The organism is Prevotella sp. tc2-28 (assembly GCF_900107705.1).
In the GTDB taxonomy this organism is placed as follows: Bacteria; Bacteroidota; Bacteroidia; order Bacteroidales; family Bacteroidaceae; genus Prevotella.
Genome location: NZ_FNRE01000017.1, coordinates 42,449 through 64,111, shown reverse-complemented (window position 1 = coordinate 64,111; position 21,663 = coordinate 42,449). Strand labels below are relative to the sequence as shown.

Here is a 21,663-nt window from a genome sequence, read left to right as displayed (position 1 = left end):
TCTATAACAACGAACGTCCGCACATGTCGCTGAACAACATGACACCTCGTCAGGCAGCATCATGTACGGGTAAAATACAGAAAAAATGGATCAGCTACAGAGAAAAGTACCTCGATAATTTGGAAATTCAAGAAGGAGCATGTACCTTTGCACCGCAAACCCTGAATATGATTGAACGGCTTTCCGCGGAGCCTATTCAACAGAAACAAGGGTTAAGAGAGAATGATTCAACTTTTGCCAGGGATAAGAATTAAGGTACCCAACAGGCATTCAACCTATGGCAGGGTTAAGGTAAAAACCATTCAACTTTTTCTAGGGTAGTACAAAGCATGGGAAATGGACATTTGGACGTGGACGTTTGGACGTTAAGCAAAAATTTTTTTTCTTGGTTGGGGAATAGGGTAAAAACAGGAAATGTAAAGAATTAATTGTTAATATATTTAATACTTGTATATAATATATATATTATATATAAGTATTGTTTTCTTCTTGAACTTTTCGAAAACGCCTTAACGTCCAATCGTCCACGTCCAAAAGTCCAAAACTGTGTATTTGAGTGTCTTTTCTGACTCTCATTTCTACGCATTTTAATTTCTTGCAAAATTAGGGCGAAAATTAGGCTTCAAAAAGTATGGTTTTTCGGGATTTTATTTGCAAGGCCTTTGAAAATTTCGTACCTTTGCATTGTCAATAGGAACGATGGATTTTGAGCGCAGGGCACCAAAAATTTGTTTTCAGGCCTGACAAAATTTTCTGCCTGCCCAGAGCGTAAAAAAGTAGTCGCGAATGGAGACAACAACCAATAAACAATAAACAATAACCAATAACTAAAAAAATTAACATTTGAGTCATTCCCGTTAAACGGGAAAGCGGCGTAAGCCAAAAGGGCTCATTATTATCAACTATTTAAAAACTAAGAGGAGAAAAGAATTATGGGAATACCGGTGGTGACAACCAGGGCGGCAACGGTGACGACGTCATCGACGGAGCGCATGAAGGGTAATTTTTAGGCACGGATGGACACGCATCCGTGCCAAAAAAGTTACTTAAACTGCCACCAGTCCAGACGGATGTCACCACTGGCCTTATCGAAGCAGAGGTAGAGGTCGTGGAGGCCTGCGGCACCCTTCACCTTGGTGGTGAACTGACGGAAGCGGTCGACAGAGCCTGTTTCCTTCACGGTCAGCACACCAACAACGGGACCGTCCTGACTGTCGAGGCGGAGCGTAACGGTGGTAGCGCCCTTGGCGGCTGCAGTCATGGCATACGACTTGGCACCCTTGTCGCCAAAGTCGACACCACGGACGCGGATGTACTCGCCGTCATTGACATCGGTGATACAGGTATTACCCACACCCACGATGTTCAGTCCGTAGCCCCACGCCATGGTTTCTGCCTCCACACGACGGTAGGGGTTGAGCGGCTGCAACTGCTTCAGCGGCTGCTGGTCGAGCCAATAGGGCACTTCCTGAATGGTGCCGTCGGCATTATAGGTGATTTCAGTGGCAGACACCGAGCGGCGCTCATGGTGCACGAAGGTCTCGAGGTGCATCACGTCGTAGTTCTGACCGAAGACGTAGGAGTGACCTTTATAGTCGCAGATGCCAGGGTGGTTGCCACGGTCACGGTTGGTAGGACGCATGATGTAGCCCTTCGACTTCCACGGTCCCTTGGGTGAGTCGCTCATGGCATAGCCCAATGCCTCAGGACAGCAGGTGGTGGCATAGGCCAGGTAATAATGGCCATTACGCTTGTAGAGCCACGGACCTTCCTGGTAGTGGTCCAAGTGGTAGTCGAGCTTATGGATTTCACCCTTGACAGATATCATGTCGTCGTTCAGCATCACCCAATAGGTGTTAGGGTTACCCCAGTACATATAGGCCTGTCCGTCGTCGTCAATATAGACGGTGGGGTCGATGTCCTCCCAATGTTCACGTTGCCATACCAGGGGTTCGCCCAGGGGGTCTTTGAACGGACCGTAAGGCGAGTCGCTGACAAGCACACCGATGCCATGACCATGCAGGGGAGCATAGAGATAGTATTTCCCATTACGCTTGACGGTCTGGATGGCCCACGCACCGTTGTCACGCGTACGCCATGAGAAGTCCGTCAGGGAAGCGACAGCTCCGTGAGCCGTCCAGTTGGCCATGTCGGTAGTAGACCACAACAGCCAGTCGTACATAAAGAAACCTGCCGACGAGCGCTCGTTGGGGTCTTTAATCTCGTCGGGCGACGAGTCGTGCGAGGTATATAAGAACAGCGTATCACCAATGACCAATGGTGACGGGTCGGCAGTGTACTTGGTCTGTACGATAGGCATGTTGACCTGTTCCAAGCCACGCATCTCCCACCAGTCGAAATTGAAGAGCTTCGGACCCTTGCGTCCCTTGAAGGCGAAATAGAGGTCGTGGGTGCCACGGACGACAGCTGTCAGGTCGATGGTCAGCGTCTGCCACTGTTCCCAGCCACCCGTACCAGGTACATTCACCGTTCCGAGGAGTTGACCGCCAAGACTGTCCACACGGATTTCAATCTGTCCGCCACGCAGTCCGCTGGCCACACGTGCAGAGAACGTACGAGGAAGCTTGTTGCCGAAGGCCACGTTCTGCAACTTGATATAATCGCCGTTATGGATGTCGCTGACATAGACACCCACCTGGTTGTTCTGCTCCGTCTTCACGCCACGCGAGAAAGCCATCGTCTCAGCCTCCACACGACGGAAGGGACAGAAAGCGTCGACGGGCTTGACACCCTCGTCAGTAGGCAAAATGGTTGGGAACGAGCCGTCGGCATTGTATTGGAACTCTTCGACGGCCACGCTACGGCCGAAGCCACCACCACCAGGCAACTTACCCGTATGATAGAAGAAATAAGAATGTCCTTTATAGTCGGCAACACCACAATGGTTGGTAAACGACTTCGTGTCGCTCAAAGGCATGATGACTCCTGCATATTTCCAAGGGCCTACAGGCGACGATGCCGTGCTGTAAGAGATGTGTTCAGGCACACCACCAGCAGCATACAGCAGTTGATACACGCCTTTCCGCTTGGTCAGCCAAGGACCTTCGACATACGAGTCCTTATACTGCTTGCCCTTCTCACGCTTGCTCATCATCGGACCGCCAAAGGCTTCCTCGGTCATGTCAAGCTTACCCAGTTCGCCGCTATAGGAAATCATGTCGCGGTTCAACTTCAGGTAATAGCATTGCGGATTACCCCACATGAGCCAAGCCTGTCCGTCGTCGTCAATCAGCACGGTAGGGTCGATATGGTCCCACGAGCCGTTCTCAAACAGGGGCTTGCCAATGGCGTCGCGGAACGGTCCCGTAGGGGAGTCGCTGACAGCCACACCGATGGCCATTCCCTTAGACAACCTGGAATGGGCACAGATGTACCAGTAGAACTTACCATCGCGCTCGACACACTGCGAAGCCCAGGCACGGTCGTCAGCCCACGAGAAGCTCTCCAAGGCCAACGGTGAGCCATGGTCCTGCCAGTTCACCATGTCACGGGTGGAATATACACGCCACTCCTGCATCCAGAAGAAGTCGGCATTGTCCTCATCATGACCCGTGTAAACATACATCGTACCGTCGTGTACCATCGGTGCAGGGTCACTGGTGCACCATGTCTGTACGAAAGGGTTCTGAGCCATGACCACGGAGGTCATGCCCAGAACCAGCATAGTTGATAATAGTTTTTTCATATCTCTCATATCTTTTTACTTAAACAACAACGGAGCCATCTCGCGCAGCGAACGGCGCCACGTAAGGAACTCGTGGGCTGTACCCTCAGAGACATATCCGACGGCAGGCAGACCGGCAGCCTTCAAGGCCTCCGTGCTCTTGCGAATGGCATCAGGGCGCTCTTTCGAACCACAGCTCTGGAAAATCAGGCGCACCTGCTTGGCATCCTTGATGTCCTCAGGCGCATACTGACCCCCACTGAGCAGACCATAGTAGCCGAACACCTCAGGACGGCGCAGCGTGATGAGCTTCGTCTCGACACCACCCATGGACAGCCCTGCCATGGCACGGCTCCACTTGTCCGTCTTGGTGAGGAAGTGGGAGTCGATATAGGGTACCAGTTCGTCGACCAGCACAGTCTCGAACTCCTTGGCGGTGAACTCATGGATATGGCCGAACTTCACGTCGTTCGTCATGCCATAGGTCATCACAATGATGAAAGGCTTCATCTTACCCTCGGCAATGAGGTTGTCCATGATCAGACCGGCACAGCCCTGACGGAACCAGCTGGTCTCGTTCTCTCCCCAGCCATGCTGCAGGTAGAGCACGGGGAAACGCTCCGCCTTTGCCTTGGCACCCTTGCCCGTGGTCTGTCCGTACGTCGGTGGGGTATATACCCATGCCGTCTTCACCTCACCCATGCTCTTCGAGGGGAACAGCACCTGAGTGACGTTGCCATGAGGCACATCCTGACGCAGCTGGTAGAAAGCCTCATCAGGGGCAGGAATCTCCATACCACTCTCCCAACGGCAAGAGCCGAAGAAGTTGTGGGTGCCTGGGTCGTTGACCACTGCACCGTCGATGGTCAGGTGGTAGTAATGGAAACCAGGATCCTCAGGGCGTTCCGTGGTTCCCGTCCAATAGCCATCCTTGTCCTTGCGCAGCACCGTACCGCCACGGCCTCCCAGTCCGAGGCTGACGATGACCGACTTGGCATCAGGTGCATTCAAGCGGAAGCGCACATAACCCTGACTGTTCACCTGCGGATACTGCTGACCAGGCTGGTTCCAGCGGTTAGGCTTGAAGTCGTCCTTGATCACGGCATTGTCCACGGCAGCATCGAAGTCACGGATGATGTAATAGACACTCTTCGGCTTGTATTTCTCATCGAAGGGCAACGGATGGTTGTTGACACCCACCCAGGAGTCACGGTCGCCCAGATTCCAGAATGTCACACAGTCAACCACGTCCTTATGCTTGCGCAGCACACGGAACAAGCGGTTGTACTGGTCGTTCTGCAGGACCTGCATGTAGGGAGCCACTGGCTTCGCCTCGCCACGCGAGAAGTGCAGCTGTCCACCCATCTCCGTGTTCATGCGGATGTCCAGTTCGGTGACGTGGATATGCTTCACCAACTGCGAATACTTGGTGATGGCAGCGTCGATGTCCTCTTCTGACGGACCATACACGTTATAGTGGCCCTGCATGCCGATGCCATGGATGGGCACACCCTGGTCCAGCATCTTCTTCACCATGTCATAGATGCGATCGCGCTTTCCAGGGTCACACTCGTTATAGTCATTATAGAACAACAGTGCGTTGGGGTCGGCCTCATGGGCATATTCGAAAGCCTTGGCGATAAACTCGTCGCCACACAGCTTGTAGTGGCGCGTCTCACGATACGGATCGCCAGGCTGCCACTTGCCGTCCACCATACGTCCGCGGGGATTGTCGCTGATGGCTTCGTTCACCACGTCCCAGCAGTATACCACGTCCTTATAGCGGTTCACCACCGTATGGATATGTTCGCGCAGACGCTTGTAGAAAACCTCCTTCTTGACGGGACGTCCTTTCTTGTCCTCAAACATCCAGTCGGCAAACTGCGAGTGCCAGCACAGGCAGTGTCCGCGCAACTTGATGCCGTTCTCACGGCAGAAGTTGGCAATCTTGTCTGCCTTCTCAAAATCCCAGACGCCCTCCTTGGGATGGAGCATGCCGGGTTTCATGTCGTTCTCAGCAGTGATGCTGTTAAACTCACGCAGTATCAACGCCTTCTGGTCCTCATTGGTCACATTACGTTGGTTCAAGGCGACGCCTATCATAAAATAGTCCTTGTAGGCATCTTTCAGTCCGTCTGCATAGCTGTCGACAGCTAATAGACAGCATCCAATAATAAATAGGATAGATCGTTTCATTGTTGGTTGATATTAATAGGTAAATGTATAAGTCTTTCCTGGCTCCGTCTGCACGTCGTATTCATAGACGCGAGGAACGGGCTTGATGGTATTTGGTTGGTTCGTATGCGAATGTTCCAGCACCTTGACGTCAGCAGGTGCATAAAGCGGATTAGGACAAGGTCCCTGGGCTGGGCGCAGTCCCTTGCCCTTCAAAGGCACATAGGAGCGGAGGCGGAGGGTGCCTCCTATCGTCGAGCGGACCTTGGCGGTGCGCAGTTTTCCCTTGCTCCATTGCTCGTCGACGATAAAGCCGCCACGTGCGCGCAGGCCCTTTACCTCGCCTTGTTGCCAGTCGTCAGGCAGTGCAGGCAGGAGGTGCAGCGCTCCGTCGTGACTCTGCAAGAGCATCTCGCAGATTCCTGCGGACACGCCGAAGTTGCCGTCAATCTGGAAGGGCGGGTGGGCATCGAACAAGTTCGGATAGGTGCGTCCGTCAGGATACTCGCGGACATGTGCATCGTCGGGTAACAGTCGGAGCATGTTCTTGATAATCTGGAAGGCATGGTTGCCGTCGAGCATTCGTGCCCAGAAATTGGTTTTCCATCCCAGACTCCATCCCGTAGCCATGTCGCCACGCTGCTTCAGGGTGGTGGCAGCGGCTGCATACAGTTCCGGATGCAAGAAGGGCGATAGCTGGTTGGAGGGATACAGTCCGTAGAGGTGCGAGATATGACGGTGCTCGTCTTTCGGATCGTCACCGTCCCACAGCCACTCCTGCAACTGACCGTACTGTCCTATCTGCATGGGAGGCAGTTGCGAGATGGCTGAGGTGAGCTGGCTGATGTATACAGCGTCCTTTCCAAGGATGCGGGCTGCCTGTGCGGTCTGCGTCAGCACGTCATACACAATCTGGTTGTCCATCGTCGAGCCTGCCGTCACCGTGGTGTGCTTACCTACCGGCCCGTGTTCAGGTGATACGGTGGGGTTGGTGACTAGCCAGCCATACTCCGGATGGATGCGCAAGTAGTCGAGCAGGAAGTCGGCAGCACCTTTCATCACTGGATAGTATTGCTCCAGCAGTTGCTTATCGCCCGTGAAGAGGTACTGTTGCCAGATATGCGTCGTCAGCCATGCGCCACCTGTGGGGAACATACCCCACATGGTACCGTCAACTGGTCCGGCGATACGCCACAGGTCGGTGTTATGATGAGCCACCCACCCTTTGCAGCCATACATCGCACCTGCTGTCTTGGAACCCGTCACGCTGAGGTCGCTGATCATCCGCAACAGGGGTTCCTGACACTCCACGAGGTTGCCCACCATGGAGGGCCAGTAGTTCATCTCAGCATTGATATTGATGGTGTATTTCGAATCCCACGGAGCGTTCATCTTATCGTTCCACACACCCTGCAGGTTAGCGGGCTGTCCACCAGGCTGCGATGACGAGATAAGCAGATAGCGCCCATACTGCATCATCAGCGCCACCATGTCGAGGTCGGTGCCGTCGAAGGCTGCCAACCGCTGGTCGGTGGGGAGGCTAGAGGGGCTAGAGAGACTAGAAGGGCTAGATTCTCTAGAGTTTCTAGATAGCTGCAGGCTCACGCGGTTGTATTGCTCATGATATTTCGTGAGGTGGCGCTGCAGTAACTGCTGATAGGTCAGCGGTCTGATGGCTTCCAGCACTCCGTTATTCTTGGTGGTAGGCTGACCGCTCACGTCGTGGTAGTTCACATAGTTGGTGGCTGCCACGATGTAAAGGGTTGCCGTGGTGGCATCCTTCACCGTACCGCCTTTCACCGTACCGTCGGTGTCGATGTGCAGGCGACATTCGGCAGTCAGTCCGCCGTCGATGCCTTCCTGTGCCACATTGTTGACTGTCATGGTTATTTGTCCATCCTCGGCCTGCAACTGGTGCTGCAGTGCACTCTCCATGTTCACACTGAACGACAGTGCGCCAGGCTTGCTGGCAGTAAGCCGAACGACAACGGCATGGTCGGCAAGCGAGGCGAAGACGGTCTGCGTGTAACGCACTCCCTGACAGACATACGACGTTGTATGCACGGCATCACCAATGTTCAGTTCGCGGCGGTAGTCGCTCACGTCGTGATGACCTAATGTCAGCTTCACGTTGCCCAGGGGCAGGAATCGCATACCGTGTGGTCCACGGAAGAAGAACTTGTCAATCACCTGTGCGGCTTCCTCCTCACGACCGGCAAACACCAGGTCGCGTACTTCCTGCAAGCGTTCACGGGCAGCAGCATTGTTGTTGTCATGCGGCTGTCCGCTCCAAAAGGTCTCCTCGTTCAGCGCGAGTGTTTCTACATCAGGATTACCAAAAACCATGACACCCATCTGCGAGTTGCCTATGGGTAGAGCCTCCAGCCAATGGCGGGCAGGCTGGGTATACCACAGCACGTGTTGCCCGGCCTTTGCCGATAGCGAACATACGAGGGATAATAGGATGAGTAGCTTCTTCATATTGTTTTAACTTTTCAGATTGCAAAGATACAAACAATCTGCTATACTCTCATTCCCGTATGTATCATAAACTATCGTAAATGTAACCTGATGTTACATTCCCCCAGCCCGTATCACGATTTTCTTGCCGTGATGGATATACAGTCCTGGTCGCAGGTCTTGCGGATTAACACATCGTCCGTCCATGGTATACCAGCGAGGATCCGTGATCTCCCGCTTCTCCTTGATCCCTTTCACCTCCTCTACCCCAGTCGTTTCATCCTTTAAGGTACAGAAGGTGAAGTAGGCAGGTGTATCGTACTTGGCAGGCGAGGCATCCTTCAGATACTTACCTGTACCCACATTCTTCAGTGTGAATCCTTTATCGCTGACATATTCGATTTCCCACACGGCACCATTCTTGATGTCCTGACCGTTCTGGTTGTTCAGTCCGAGAATAAAACTGCACCAATCGGTGGCGGGCTGGGAGTTCAGATAGCCAGGGGAACCCCATATGTTATAGGGTGTTTGGTCGGGTGTCATCAGTCGGAGAAGATACTTACCTGACAACGTGCTGTTCTCCAACCTGAACAAGTAACCACTGTTGCCGTCGCTGAAAGCCGTTTCGTAATCCTCATAGCCCAGGTTCTGGGCACCGGAGCCAAACAGGGCCTTTCCATCGGCCTCGTTAACAATGGCAAACAACTTGCCCGTCAACTGCGAGATGCTGGTAAACCGCTGGTCTATTGTCAGTGTGGGCGTCTCTTCTGGCCATACCACGTCAATGCTATAGTTCTTGCAGAACTTCCATATCTCATCGCCTGTCAGCACACCATAGTCGTTACTAATCCAGTGACCTTTATTGGCCAACTCCATCAACACAACCTCCACGCCATCGTCGCCACCGCTCCACACACGCCGGGTGATATTGGGTGCGCCACGGTAGTGCTCTGTCACCGTCGGTGTCGTATTGCAATGGTTGTGCGATATCCATACGTTCAGGTTCTTCTGCACATTGGAGAACGTCACCACATCGTCCGTTGTACCATGTGTATGGATAATAGGAATGGCACGTACACTGGCACTGGCCGTTGCACCACCCATCGGATAGCCACTGATGGGAGCAAAGGCTGCTATGCGGTGGGGAATGATATTCATGGCATGATAAGTAAACATGCCACCCATGGAGAATCCCGACAGATAGACGCGTCCTGGGTCGATGTCATACTGCTCCACCATTTGGTCGATAATCTTCAGGATGAAATTGATATCTTTCTTACCGCTGATGTCCCACGACTTGCCCTCGCCTTCAGGAAACACGGTGACGAACTTGGCGGTATCGGCTACCGTCTCTATCTTCAGCATGTTTTTCTGGTAAGCAGCATCCTGGTTCATACCATGACACGAGATGAGCAACGGTCGTTTATGTCCCAGCTGTTGGGGCACATACTGCAGATAAGCACGTTCCGCTCCGCCGACTTTCACAGAACCACGGGTCGGCTGAGGAATCTCTGCCTCTATGCCCATCAGTTTCAGAGCCTGCTGAGCATAACGAGCCCCCATCATACGATAGCCCTGGGCTGTGAAATGCAAACCGTCGCCCTTCTGAGGACATTCCGCAGAGGAGATGACGTATGAGTTGGGAATGACACTGGGAACATTGGCAATGACACTATTATGTCCGCCACAAGAGCCGCCAAGTCCTGACTGAACTGTTTCGCCAACAAACAAGGGCACCTCGGAGGCATCCAATCCTAAGTCATCTATCAAACGGTCATATATCTTCTTGACTTTCTGCGGCCAGTCTTGCTGCATGTTATTACTCTCGCCTTGATGCAACAGGATTCCCTTGACAACACCTTTCTGCTGAGCAATCTTTGCCATATCGACCAGTCGTTTGTAAGGGTCGTTGCCATATGCTTTGAAATAGTCAATGAGCCACCCCTCAGACGTTGGATTCATCGAGGCGATATAACCGGCTACTTCTTCTTGCATAAATCCTTCTATCTTAGTACCGCCGATAGCAACGTCAACGACACCTACCCTGACGTTATTGGGCAGATTGGCCACCATTGTCCGTCCGAAATAGTCAGCCATGCCCAGTCCTGTTCCAGGTCGCACGATGGGAGGCGTAGCGGTATACCATTGTCCCATCGTCCGCGAAGGTGATGAGAAGTCAACACATGCCAGCATTTGGAATCGCGAATCCACCCCTGTCTTGTCCTGCTCCTCCGGCGTAGCATTACCTTCCATATTCGATTGTCCGAAACAGAGGTAAATATAGAAGTTAGGGTCGACATCTGCCATTGCACAACAGCTCATAATCAACCCCATGAGAATAGTTGATAAACGTTTCATTATAGTGATAATCTATTTTTATTGATTTAAATATTTTTCTGTCCCAACACGAACGAATACAGGGATGCGGGCCTTGTCTACAGGCGTCGTGACGTATTGTCCTCCCTTATAGTGCTTGCCACTTCTAAGGTCCTTCCAACCTGCCTTGTTCTTCGGCAGATAGGTCTTCCACTCGCTTACGCCAGGCTCAGTAACAGGACTGATAAGCAGCGAGGGACCAAACATGTATTCATACGACTGGCGAAGAGCCTCAGCATCGTCGGCGAAGTCGAACACCAGTGGACGCATGATGGTATAGCCCGCTGTAGAAACCCGATCAGCACACTGCTCGATGTAAGGACGAAGGCGTTCACGTTCTTTCAGACAGTCAGCAATAATCTGCTTCGCCTCATCACCGTAGTTCCAAGGCTCGGTATTGCTCATGTAGCCGTGAACACGCATCAATGGCAGGTAAACACTCAGTTCTATCCAGCGCAGCATACGCTCGATATACGCCTGATCGGTATATTGATTGCCAGGACGGAAGAAGCCTCCGGCATCGTAGGTCCACCAGGGCACACCGGCAGCCTGCACACCCAGTCCGGCAGTAATCTGACGGCGTAAGGTCTCCCAGTCGTTACCCACGTCACCGCTCCACAATGCCGAGCCGTAGCGCTGGATGCCAGGGAATCCGCAACGCGTCAGTATCATCGGCTCTCGGCCTGCAGCTACAAGGCCTTCATAGACGGTCTTGTTGACCAGCAGCGGATAGACGTTACGCACCTGCTCTCCGCTCCATAGTCCATTGTTGACACGGCGACCCTCGAGATCGTCATTCTCTGGTTCCGTGGCATCCTGCCACCATGCATCGATGCCCAGAGGCAACAGGCGTTCGCGGAAGTTCTGCCAATAGGCTGCAGCAGCCAGGGGGTTGAAGAAGTCAATCCAGTCGGTGCCAGGAATATAGTAGTTGTCGCGTACCATCTGTTTGCCCACATCTGAGTTTTTATCTATCTTAGACCATACGCTGAGCATCAGTCGGATATCCATCTGATGCAGGCTATCGGTCAGCGCCTTCGGATCGGGATAGTAGCGCTCATCGAACTTCATCGAGTTCCACCCGTATTTTCCCCAGTACTGCCAGTCCTGTACAATCATGCTCACGGGCAAGCCTTCCGACTTGAAACGGCGGGCAGTTTCGAGAATCTCCTGAGAACTATGGAAACGCTCACGGCAGTGGATATAGCCCAGTGCCCACTTAGGTATCTGCGGACACGTGCCAGTCAGCTGGCGGTACGATGCGATGATCTCGTCAGGCGAACCGACGAAGACGGTGTAGTCAACAGCAGTAGCAACTGGTGAGCGGAACACGGTCTCGTCCTTGACTTTCTGATAGTAGAGCACAGGGTGATCGTTACCCGTCAGTTCAGCAGACAGTTGGTGGCGACCTTTGGTCAACCTCACCTTCTTGGATGCTGTAGGCGGCAGCCAGATGTTCTGCATTTCAATGACGGGTTGTCCGTCGATACACAGATTATGACGACGCGCCATCTTGCTGCCCACATCCAACAACAAGGCATAGTCGCCTTCCTCAGGAATGTCGACGGTAGCCTCAAAGATGTGACGCTCACGTACCTCCTTCTTGCCACCTTCGGTGGAAGTCACGTCGACGACATCACGGGCACCGGCTCCCTCACGCTTCAGCAGCGCAACCTGGTGCGCACAGGGGTTATACTCCGTCAGTCCGTAATTGTTCCACAGCACACCGTAGCCCTTGCTGGACAGCAACATTGGCAAGCTAATCTGCGTGTTGACCTGCGTCAGGCGACGGGAAAGGCCACGCACGTTGCTGTATCCGTCCTGAAACTGGCCAAGACCGAAAAGGCACTCGTCGCTTGGCGAGTCGAAAGCCAGTGTGGCAACACCCGATGACCATTCGTGACGGGTGGCACGGAAGACAACCTTCCCTCGGCGATCTGCAATGGTCAGCTGATTGCCCTTCACACGAACCTTGATGTCGGGCTGACGGCACTCTGTCTGGTCAACATATATCCATTCCGGCAGATTGTTCTGCACCGATGGGTCAGCATACCGGATGCGCACCGCGTTTTTGGCTACATAGCTCACTGTAAACTTCTCTTGCGCTGTAGCATATACTGCAGCCAAGCACAATAACATTAAAATTATCTTTTTCATCATTGTATGGATATGTTAGCGAAATAATGATCACGAAGTGGCTTGCCGACAGGAGAACCTGTCAGGGTAACCGAAGCCTGCAGACGGATGTCTTGCGAAGAACTGCCCACCTTAACCGTAAACGTTCCTGGGATAATGTTCCACTGCCGCTTACCACCCTCATGACTGTAATACCCAAACTGGTCGGTATACAGTCTGACGCTGACTTTTTTGGTCTCGCCTGGTTGAAGGGACACACGTGCGAAGCCCTGCAACTGAATAGGTCGGAGCATCGGATTGTCACCCTTAGGCGAGAGATAAACCTGGGCAATCTCATCAGCAGCCACACTGCCGGTGTTCCGTACATCAAACGACAGGTCGACATAGGGTGCTGTTGTCTGAGTCTTACTTTCTACCTTCAGGTTCTTATACGCAAAACGGGTATAGGACAAGCCGTAGCCGAAAGGCCACTGCACACGAGGGTCTAGGGTGACAGAACGGTTATAGCAAAGGGATTCATAGACCTCCGTATTAGGATAACTGACGGAAAGTTTGGCAGATGGTGATACGTGGCCATAGAGGATGTCAGCTACAGCATGGCCACCTTCTTCACCAGGATACCAGGCCTGAATGACAGCAGCACAGCGCTCCGCCAAACCTGAGACGACCTGCGCACGTCCACCGAACATTACCAGCACCACCGGTTTTCCGGTCTGGATAAGTTTCTCGACATACTGCGCCTGCTTGCCCGGCAAGTGCAGCCCCTGGCGGTCACGGTTCTCGCCGCAAAGCATCACGTTCTCACCCATGGCAGCCACAATGACATCAGCCTCACGAGCCATGCGGAGGGCTTCGTCCTCGTCGGCTAGCTCGCCAGCATCCACCTTGCGATGTAGGATGTCATACTCCCAGGCACGTTCGTCGCCTAACTCACTGAACTTGGTCTCTATCTCCTCCGTCCAGTCGCATCCTCGCGAATACATCACGTTGATATTTGCAGGCTTGCGATTCTGCATGCCTTCCAGCAATCTGACGATGTGAGGCTCTGCAGAGGTATAGTCCATCTTCTTCCAGAAATAGGACATGGCGGGATAGGTATAGTCACCGCACATTGCCCAGATACTGTTGGCATTGGGACCTGTCAGCAGAACGTTCTTCACTTTCTTCAAAGGCAACACCCCATTGTTTTCAAGAAGTACTACCGACTGGACAGCAATATCATAGGCTGTCTGCCGTTCCTCAGGACTGTCGCAGGAGATGGGTTCCTTGCTATACAGATAGGCATCTTCCGAGAAGAGACCGGCCCGATACTTATAACGCAGCACGTTCTTAACAGCACGTTCGAAGGCCTCTGGCAGGACCAGTCCCTTATCAAGAGCTTCCTGCAAATGCCGGTAGTCGGCACCTTCGGGAAAATCGACGTCGTTGCCACCATTAATGGCTGCAGCGGCCTTATGCACTGCGTCGGGCAGGTCGTACAATTGGTTGATAGCCGTATAATCGCTGACAACCATGCCGTCAAAGCCTAGGTAGTCGCGCAAGATATCTTTGAGAATTTCGCTGTTGGCTACACACTTGGTACCATGTACGGCATGATATCCGGGCATGACAGCCTTACTGCCCGCCACACGAATCATCGTCTCATGGGGCAGTAGGATTTCCTCCATCAGCTCTTTCTCGTCGGCATCGCCCCCACCGCCATAGCCCAGGTAGTGCTTCGAACAGGCTCCGACACCTTTCGTCAGGTCTCCTTGCTGTAATCCACGCACGAAAGCTGTTCCCATGACAGCAGACAAATACCCGTCCTCACCGAAGGATTCCTCCAAGCGATTGAAAGAAGGCACGCGGCATACGTCGACCATGGGAGAGAGGGATAATACCCCACCCATCTTGCGCATGAAGGTACTGGTCTGACGTGTCTTCAATTCCGCCAGCATAGGGTTAAAGGAACAAGCCTGTCCTATCTGTTGCGGATAGATGGTTGCACCTACGGTATTGACACCGGTCAACACTTCTTCGTGCAGCAAGGCTGGGATGCCATCGGGGGTGTGGTGCACAAGCCAATCCTGAATGGCTGCGGCACGGTCTCGCAACGTCTGCGGACTGCGGGGTTTCTGCATGGCAAACTGTGAGAAATGGCCGATGCCGTAGGGTATCAGTTGACGGCACTTGGCGGTATCTAGACGGCCCGCTTCGTCGAAGAGCTCGTCCATATACATACTCCGCAGCTGGGCGATACGTGACTGCTGCGACATGCGGTTGTATAGTTCGTTGATGGTTTGTTCCATATCCAACATTTGTTTTTCATCTTTTTTATCACAGATGACCATCACAAAACCGCCACGAGGCTGGCAGCATATCTGCTTGGGAAATTGTGTGAGGTGTGATATTGCCCAGGGATGACCATCGGCAAAAAGGGTAATTTTTGGAGAGGTGAGTGGTGAGAGGTAAGAGGTAAGAGGTGAGAGGTAAGAGGTAAGAGACGAGAGATCGAGGGTTTTGGGTACATCCTTGCCGTTGATGCCTGCAACATACCATGTGCCGCCATGACGACGCGCCATGACGACATACTCACCAGGATAACCGCTGATGAGTCGGGTATCATCCCATACGGTGGGTAGTGTGCCGAAGAACTGCCGTACCTCCTGAGGTTGCGAGAGGAAACTCTCTGGACGGTCTGCCAGGTGCTGCAGGGCACTCTCGAAGAGTACGGTGAGGGCGAGTTCGTGGGCATGGGTGGTGATGTGCGGATGCTGTGAGTCGCTGAAAGCACAGGGGGTATAGTCCATCGGACCGATGACATTACGCGTAAACGGCAGGGTGGCGTTGTGGCAGGCAGCCTTGTCGGTGAAAGTGGCTACGTTATTGTACCACTCAGCACCGTATACGCCCTCGGTAGTCATCAGGTTAGGCCATGTGCGCTGCCATCCGCGGGGAATGGTGGCACCATGGAAATTAACCAGCAGATGATGACGGGCGGCTCGTTCGAGCAGTTCTAGCTGGAAATCCATATTACGCTGGTTGTCACCCGAGAAGAAGTCTATCTTCACACCGGCTACCCCGATTTTCTCACACCATGCGAACTCGCGTTCACAGTCGGCTGGTTTGTTCAGGCGGAACTTCGGTGTCGGGGCACCATCAACCCACCCGATGGATGAGTTATACCAGATAAGCGGCTTAACGCCCTTCGCCTTGGCATAAACCACAGCGTCCTCTATGGTTTTGCCCTTCATCGTGTCCCATTCGGCATCAATCAGCACATAGGGAAGATGAAGTGCCCAGGCCAGGTCGACATACTGCTTGACAATATCATAATCGTTAGAGCCATGATTGTAGGCCCAATATATCCACGATGCCACGCCGGGCTCGATCCAGCTGGGGGCGGCAATCATGGAAGGTGCAGACACATCAGTCACCAAAGTAGACTCCACGACATCCTTTAATTGTCCTATAATAGCTATGCGCCAGGGGGTATGCCCTTTCTCGCCAGTATTCTGAAAGGAGGAAGGGGATGCAGGGACAACACGGAACAGTTCACCGTCGTTGATCAGGTAGGAGGCAGCCTGTCCGTGTTCGATATTCGCTTCTGAAATCAGTACGAAGGCGTTGCTCTCCTCCAACAACGCGGGATAGCCCCAACGGTTGTTCCAGCCTTCTGCTGACTTCGAGATACCGCTGAAAGAGGGGACAGGAGCGACCTTGTATGTCGTGGCAAGGGGGAAGAAGCCTTCATACGACTCACACCACTGTTGCATCCAGCGGCGCGTACCCTCAGGAATACGGTAGGCTGGTTGCGCAGTCACCTTACCTTCATAACGAAAGGCAATGCCGTCATTATACATGCGGAGCACCAAAGCCCCCTGACGGTACTCGTTGGCTTGGTTGCTACAATGCAATCGCTTTCCCGTCAACATCTGATAATCATCATGGACCGCACGAACGAACGTCAACGGCTTTCCTGCCTCAACGACATCGACGATTTCAAGCACCTTCTGTTGGTGGTAACTGACAGTCAGTGTCTTCCCGCTGAGCTGAGCCGATAGCTTCCCGTTAGGCGACTTCACCGGTGCAGCCATGGCCAGCAGTGGGCATAGCAGTAGGCATAAAAGTTGGTTTCTCACACTTAATTAATCAAGAATATCTTCTCTTTCCCCATGTACTTGGCCTTCACGGTGGCTCGTCCAGCGGTGACGGGACTGATCTCGAAAGTCACACCAGACACGCTTGACGTAGCAGTCAACTTGGTGGTGGACAGCAACGGACCAAACACCTGATAGCGAGTCAGGTCGGTATAGCCGTTCTGGTTGGTGGTACGGATGGGCGTATCGGGGATGTTCAGCCGCTTACCGTCTGCCATAATCGTCACCTTCGGGACAACGGGTGTGGCAAAAGCCGTTCCGCGAGAGAAACCGATGCCGTGCAGGTCGAAGAGTCCCTGTGGGCGCTGGGGTTCCTGGCGACGGCCAAACTGTCCGCGCTGTGGCTGTTGGGGTTGTGCTACCTCCGGACCTTCTGCCACCAGGTAGATGGCATGCTTACCCGTCAGTCCTTCAACGGCAGGCACGCGCTGTTGGTACACCGATGTACCCTTGGCATCAGCCGGGATGTCGAAGACGGCAATCTCGGGACCTTTCCAGGGGTCGTCCATCTTCACATGAATCTTGAAGGCACCCTTGCCGCTACTGGTCAGGTTCAGGTTCAGGTAGGCATTGTCACCCTGCTTGATGCCGTCGAAGGCTTTCAAACCCTTGGTGTCCTGTGCCAGACCGCCAAAGCCAAAGTATTTGAAACCGACGATACCACCATTCTGAATACCAGCCAGGTCCATGGAGTTGTTCCACACATCGAAGTTGTCCTGCATATACTGGTTGCTGTTGGGGCCGTACATAAAGCAGGCGATACCGGCAGAATAATAGGCATAGGGAGGCAGACCGAAAATCTGGAAACCTTCGCTAGTCACCTCGGCACCGGTATAGTGGTTGCCATCGGCAGCCTTGGCGGTCCACTCGTTATCCTTGCTATAAGGGTCGTAACCGGTAATCTTCACGACACCACCCTTGGCAACGGATTTCTTGTCCCATGTTATCTTCACAGGAGCCACCATCGTCTGACGGGCATTGCCGAAACCGCGTGGTGGACGGTGATAGAACACATACCACTGGCCGTTGATTTCCTGCAGTGAACCGTGGGTATTATGGCCGGCATTGGTGGTGATGAGCTTGGAACCATCTTCACCCAGCACCACGCCACGCGAGTCAACCAGCACGCCACCGGAGCGCCACGGACCGAGCGGTGAGTCGCCGAAGGCATAGCGCAGGGCGGAGTTGGTGGCTCCCTGTCCGTACTCCTGACCGCTATAGCCGGAGAACACCATCACGTATTTGTTGCCTACCTGGCGAATGGAGGATGCCTCGAAGAAATTGAAGTCGAGGGGGTTCTGTCCTTTGTAGAGTGCCTTATACTCGCTGCCGGCCTTGTCCAACAGTTTGCCGTCGCGACTGCTGGCGGGAATGAAGGGATCGATGAGCTCGGTGCCCTCGCGCTTGGAGTACATCGTGTTCTGGTCAAGCTGGCAAGCCGTAGAGTGCTGAAAGCCATAGAACACGTAGGCACGGAAGCCACGGTCGAAGTCTTTGTCTTTCTTGTTGGTCACCGTTTCGATAAACACGGAGGGATCAAAGTCGATGAGCGACCCGTCGACGCACTTCGTACCGTCGGCAGTCAGGTTGACGGGCACAAAAGGTCCGTTGGGACGGTCACCCTTGCAGACCATCGGCACGCGTTGCCAGCCACGGCTGTGGGGATAGAGCCAATAGGTCTTCTTGCCGGTCTGCTTGTCTTTCACCTCCACCAGGTCGGGCGCAAACATCGTGTCCCACTGTCCGTTGACGAACCACGAGAAGATAGGTCCCTCGTCGCGCCATTGCGTCAGGTCCTCCACGGGAGCCGACCACATGCGGATGTCGTTGCCGCAATACTGGGTGAAGTGGGTGTCGTGCGAACCGATGATGTAGGCTCGCATCTTACCGGGATGGTCAGGGTCTTCAAACACACGGGGTTCGCCGTCGGGCACGTGCTCCCACAACGGCAGATACGGGTTTTGCGCCATGACGGTAGTGACTGCCGTCAGCGCCAATAGTTGAATAATCAGTCGTTTCATTGCTTTTTCTTTATTTATATGGTTATTATTTCTCTGTTATCTTTAAGAAACCTTGCCGACACCCCTCGGGAGGTTTTCTTAATGTTTAAGAAGCCAGTTCCACTGCAAATGCTTTCATATTCGGGTCATTCGAACTCGTGCCCACCAGCACCTCATAGCGCCCGGGCTTCACCCGCATGGTGTTCGTCTCGGCATCGAAGAACTCGAAACTGTTGCGCTCCAGTTGCAGGGTGACGGTCTTGACTTGTCCTGCCTTCACGTTGACACGCTGGAAGGCGCGCAGGGTCTTCAGCGGAGCATCGGGGTCGGACGGGTTCTTGACATACACCTGCACGATTTCCGTACCGTCGCGGCGACCAGTATTGGCAACCTCAACGGATAACAGGCCGGAACCATCATTCCTCATTTCTAATTTCTCATTCCTCATTTCGAACGAAGTGAGACTCAGTCCGTAGCCAAAGGGGAACAGGGCATCATTGAAATAGCGATAGGTGCGGCCCTTCATCGAATAGTCCTCATAATCGGGCAACTGGGCGTCGTTCTTATAGAAGGTGACGGGCAACTTGCCACAGGGGTTATAGTCGCCGAACAGCACGTCGGCAACAGCCGTGCCGCCTTCCTGGCCGGGATACCAGGCCTGCACGATGGCATCGCACGTCGCGGTCTCGGGCTCTAAGGCAATAGCCGAACCGGAGCAGTTGACGAAGATGACCTGCTTGCCGGCAGCCTTCAGGGCTTTCAGGAAGTCGCGCTGTACACGGGGCAGTTCGATGCTGGTGCGGTCGCCACCCTTGAATCCGTCGATGTTGACGGGCATCTCCTCGCCTTCTAGACTGGGAGCGATACCACCCACAAAGACAACCTTCTGGATGCCCTTCAGTTGGGCTATCGTTTCCTGATAGTCGATGGGCAACTCACGGGCAATATTGATTTTCATGCCTGCACCCCATGTCTTGACGGTTTGGAAGCGCACCTCTATCTGGAACCGCTCGCCGGCAGCAGCCTGCAGCACGGTACGGGTGGGCGTTGAGCGCCAGATGCGGTGGAACGCCTTGCGCTCGCCGTTGACAAGCACTTCAAACTGACCGGTACCCTCCACGTTCAGCACATACTCGCCAGCTTCCTTGGGGGCAAAGGTGGTCTCGTATTTGGCGGAGAAGTCCTCAATGGGCAGGTTGGCAGCAAAGACGTGCATACCATTGGTAGTCACCGCCAAGGGCTTGGTATAATACTCGGTGGTAAAGGGCTTGCCCTCCATCTCGGTATTCGTCCAGAACGTTCCCTTCAATCCCTTCTTACCGTCAGGTGCCACACACTCCGTTGCCATGTGACACTCCATCACTTTGTCGTAGGTCAGGTCGCAACCGGGGAAATACACCAGTTTCTTCTGCTTGGCCTTGATACCGTCGAGGATGGTGACGGTCTTGTTGGGCGTTCCGTTATAGTTGCCCCACATCATGGGTTCATTATCAGCATTAGGGCCAATGACGGCGATCTTCTCTGCATTTTTCTTCAAAGGCAGGACATCGTTCTTGTTCTTCAACAGCACGATGCTTTGGCGCGCCATTTCCAAAGAGACCTTGGCAGACGCCTTGGTACTCATCGCGGAATAGGGTATCTTCGACCATTCCACCAGCGAGGGGTCGTCCATCTCTCCGAGGTCGAAACGGCCTTCCAGCAAACGGATGACATGCTTGTCGACTTCTGCTTCCGTAATCAGTCCGCGACGAACAGCCTCAGGAATACTCTTATAGGCATAGCCGTAGCCACACTCCACATCCGTTCCTGCCAGAGTAGCCTTGGCTGATGCCGTAACGGGCGACGAGGATGACTTATGAGAGGTATAGAAGTCACTGACGGCACCGCAGTCGCTGACCACTAGGTATTTAAAGCCCCACTCATCGCGCAGTATCTGTTGCAGCAGACGGTTCGAGCCACAGCAGGGGTCGTCGTCCAGTCGCTGGTAGGCACACATCACCTCACGCACATTGCTCTTGGTAACCAAGTGCTTGAAGGCAGGCATATACGTCTCCCAAAAGTCGCGGACGGGGACATCGGTCAGATTGGCAGTATGGCGGGTATATTCCGGACCACTGTGTACAGCATAGTGCTTGGCACAGGCCCACAACTTACGGTATTTGGACGTTTCCGGTCCCTGCAAGCCACGAACCACGGCATCACCCATGACGGAGGTCAGGTAGGGGTCTTCTCCGTAAGTCTCCTGTCCCCTGCCCCATCGTGGGTCGCGGAAGATATTGACATTCGGCGTCCATACCGACAACGAACGCATCTTCATATCCTCACCTCCGAGGTCGTACAACCGATGGTTATACTGGGCACGGAACTCTGTGGAAGCAATATCGAAGCACTTGTACAGCAGGTCGGGATTGAACGATGAAGCCATAGCCACCGGTTCAGGGAACACGGTGACATTGCCCATATTGGCAGCACCGTGCAATGCCTCACTCCACCAGAAGAACTTCTTGATACCCAAACGGGGAATGGCAGGCGACTCGTCGAGCATCAGCTGAGCCTTTTCCTCCAACGTCAGACGGGAACATAGGTCGACGGCTCGCTCATGAGCCGAAAGGTTCGGATTCTGATAAGGTAACTGCTGGGCAGATACTGACAAGCAGCAGACTATACTAATAGCGATAAATATGGTTCTCAT

Annotated in this window: 8 protein-coding genes and 2 pseudogenes; 1 reads left to right on the top strand and 9 read right to left on the bottom strand. The window is 53.5% G+C overall.

The window, feature by feature from the left end:
- Window positions 1-254: pseudogene (locus BLU47_RS15215) on the top strand (hypothetical protein); the annotation flags it as partial.
- Window positions 255-1,042: 788 nt separating this feature from the next.
- Here the strand turns inward: BLU47_RS15215 and BLU47_RS13110 are convergent.
- The 9 genes and pseudogenes from BLU47_RS13110 to xyl3A form a co-directional block, all read right to left on the bottom strand.
- Complete coding sequence (locus BLU47_RS13110; protein WP_091963715.1) at window positions 1,043-2,320, bottom strand: family 43 glycosylhydrolase; 1,278 nt, start codon at window positions 2,318-2,320, stop codon at window positions 1,043-1,045.
- 33 nt (window positions 2,321-2,353) lie between these two features.
- Window positions 2,354-3,655, bottom strand: a pseudogene (locus BLU47_RS13105) (glycoside hydrolase family 43 protein); the annotation flags it as partial.
- 66 nt (window positions 3,656-3,721) lie between these two features.
- On the bottom strand, window positions 3,722-5,881 hold the full coding sequence (xyn10D/fae1, locus tag BLU47_RS13100; protein ID WP_091963685.1) for a bifunctional endo-1,4-beta-xylanase/feruloyl esterase: 2,160 nt from the start codon (window positions 5,879-5,881) through the stop codon (window positions 3,722-3,724).
- A gap of 12 nt (window positions 5,882-5,893) precedes the next feature.
- Window positions 5,894-8,341, bottom strand: a complete 2,448-nt coding sequence (locus BLU47_RS13095; RefSeq protein WP_091963683.1) for a glycosyl hydrolase family 95 catalytic domain-containing protein — start codon at window positions 8,339-8,341, stop codon at window positions 5,894-5,896.
- Window positions 8,342-8,434: 93 nt separating this feature from the next.
- Entirely contained in the window at window positions 8,435-10,678 is a 2,244-nt protein-coding gene (locus BLU47_RS14890; protein ID WP_176780591.1) for a sialate O-acetylesterase, read from the bottom strand.
- Window positions 10,679-10,696: 18 nt separating this feature from the next.
- Window positions 10,697-12,853: a glycoside hydrolase family 31 protein gene (locus tag BLU47_RS13085; RefSeq protein WP_091963710.1), complete on the bottom strand. Its 2,157-nt coding sequence runs from the start codon at window positions 12,851-12,853 to the stop codon at window positions 10,697-10,699.
- Window positions 12,853-16,908: a glycoside hydrolase family 3 C-terminal domain-containing protein gene (locus tag BLU47_RS15210; protein ID WP_255402205.1), complete on the bottom strand. Its 4,056-nt coding sequence runs from the start codon at window positions 16,906-16,908 to the stop codon at window positions 12,853-12,855. Before BLU47_RS15210 ends, BLU47_RS13085 begins: the two co-directional genes overlap by 1 nt.
- Before the next feature lie 47 nt (window positions 16,909-16,955).
- Complete coding sequence (locus tag BLU47_RS13075; protein ID WP_091963681.1) at window positions 16,956-18,992, bottom strand: hypothetical protein; 2,037 nt, start codon at window positions 18,990-18,992, stop codon at window positions 16,956-16,958.
- 85 nt (window positions 18,993-19,077) lie between these two features.
- On the bottom strand, window positions 19,078-21,663 hold the full coding sequence (gene xyl3A / locus BLU47_RS13070) for a xylan 1,4-beta-xylosidase (protein WP_091963678.1): 2,586 nt from the start codon (window positions 21,661-21,663) through the stop codon (window positions 19,078-19,080).